The organism is Endozoicomonas sp. SESOKO2 (assembly GCF_024606245.1).
GTDB lineage: Bacteria > Pseudomonadota > Gammaproteobacteria > Pseudomonadales > Endozoicomonadaceae > Endozoicomonas_A.
The window spans coordinates 1-2310 of the sequence record NZ_JAHHPQ010000417.1 but is presented as its reverse complement, the minus strand read 5'-3'; the positions used below and the strand labels follow the sequence as shown (position 1 = coordinate 2310).

Below are 2310 nucleotides of genomic sequence, written 5' to 3'. Positions count from 1 at the left end.
TGATTATGGTGACCGGTTCAGAGAGAGTCTGGTTGATTATTTAAGCGAGAATGAGAACGGCCGACGTTTCAATCAATACCTTCAAAACCTGCCAGGGAGGCTGGCTCGTCCTGAAAAGTTGAGTGACCTGGATTCCGGTCTGCCTGAGATGGGTGTTCCAAAAGAGCTCAAACTAATCCTGGTTCTGGATACTCCTGAAAATCTTTCCAAGTTGGAGTCCGGGTTAGATAAAAGGCGAGTAAAAGTCTTCGACCCCAGGGCTGCGCAAGGCAACAAGCCGGGCGTATCCGGTTCAATCACCCAGTTGCGGGTAGACCCAACGATGGGTAAAGCATTGGGTGAATGGAACTACGGATACAACTTCTTCAGAGTCCCTGTGGAAATAATGGCCGCGACTGCCCCTGTCGCCGGGAAAGGTATGGGCAGCAGAGGTCTGGCAGAAGTGGCCAAGGAGGTACTCAGTAGTCGTCGTGCAAACCTGAGCGCCATTGATATTACAAACGAAATACTCCGGGATACTTACATTGGTTTTGAAGAAAGTGATCTTGAATCTTTAACGCAAATGTTTGGCGAACTAAAAGCCGATGCCGAGGTTGTCCCTGTTGCCATGGATGACCAACCCAACCGGCTTGGCTTTGAGCGAGAGTATCTCAATATATACGTCCTTAATGAACAAGAACTCCTCCCGAAAGGTGATGAACGAAGACTCCTCGCCTTTTCGGAAGGCCGTCGTCGGGGCTGGAATCTTCTCAGTATATCAACGGATTCTCATCGTGGTAGAACGATCATTGAGCTCATCGCCGGGCCTCTGACCCTTGATGAATATAATGAGAAAACCTACTACCGGGTAATGTCAAAGCTGAAAAAAAGCTTCAAGACTGTTCCCCAGTACAGAGTGGAGTCGCTGCAGGATTTTGTTGACCGGTTTAATAAAAGTCTGGAGTCATTAGGTGATAAGGCCGCAGATTACAAACTTCGCCTTAATCCTTATTTTACCGGTAATACGCCACTTAAAAACATAACGTTCACTCGTGACGAGCAAATGGAACCGTGGAATGTCAGAACCCAGGCAACATTCAACGGTAATTATCGAGCCATTGGTGACCCGTTTGCCATGGTTGAAGATCTTATTTATCGAAAAAGCACAAAATCAGTGTTCCCCGATTTCCTGAATGCCCGGGTCCTGGCTCATCAATTCGCAAAGCGCATTGATACGGGTCCGGTCAGCCAGAATATAAGGTCTTTCCTTACCCATTTTTTCTTCGAACGATATTTCATCTATCGAGCGTCTGATCCTGATCAAGAAAAAAAGACGAGAGTGAATTTTCTGTTCAGGTTTGCGGAAATCGAGGCCATTACCTCCATTCTGAGTGACCGGGAAGTCGACACACTGGATCGTTATTTTTCCCGGGATTCTATTGAAAGCCTGACGGATGAGATGCATAAAGAAATATTGTCGCGATTTCCCGAGGACAGAACCTTTCCGGAAACTAAAAGACTACAGCTAATGGAGCGGGTCGAAAGCGTTGTGGAAGCCATTGCGGTAAGGAAGAAATATGGTGCTTTTCAGGCTCCGGTTCGCTCTCCGATTATTTCAACAGACCTAAATGTCATTCCTATCGCGCAAGGCAAAAGTGAGCTGCTTAATATGGGAATGCTTAACTCTGGCTCCAGGCTACCGATTGTGGCAACGGCTGATGGTCAACATCATGTCAAAATGGAAATCAGGCATACTGACTCGGAGATAATGTCACTGGTCGGGACATCACCCAAGTCTTCAGGACTGGCTGGCTGGCTGGCACTGATGCTGAACCCCGATGCCCTGGGTACTAATCCTGAGGCAACCCGGCACTTTATTTCAGGCCTGGAACGCAAAGCGGCGAGTTACGCCAAGATTAACCAGAGCGATTTTTTTTATGAAAGTCTGCAGGACAAGCTGGTCGGCCTGACGGATGACCGCATCCGGCAAGTGGAAGACATTTTCATTGATCTGAGCCGGAAAGAAGACTCTGCCTTTATTGGTGATGCCAGCAGGCAATATTTGCTGGGTGAGCTGATCAGGCGCGGGGCCCGTGAGCTGTACACCGATCTGCTCTATGGTCAGTCAGACAGTCAGCCAGATTCCGGTAAAAGGGTTATCAGGCTGGCGCAACTCCATGCTCTTTCTAAAACGCCTCCGGTTGAGTTTGAGACTGCTGGTGGGAAGACGACCATCAAGCTGGAATTTGATGCAGAAAGGTCAATGAGGGATTTTTACCGGAAAGATCAGGACGGTCTGAAAACCCTGGTGGTTGGCGTAAGGAACGATCT

1 protein-coding gene is annotated in these 2310 nt (G+C 48.3%); it reads left to right on the top strand.

The features are described 5' to 3' along the window. Nucleotides 1-2310: hypothetical protein (locus KDK17_RS09140; RefSeq protein WP_257287903.1), on the top strand; the 2310-nt coding region annotated here is incomplete at both ends.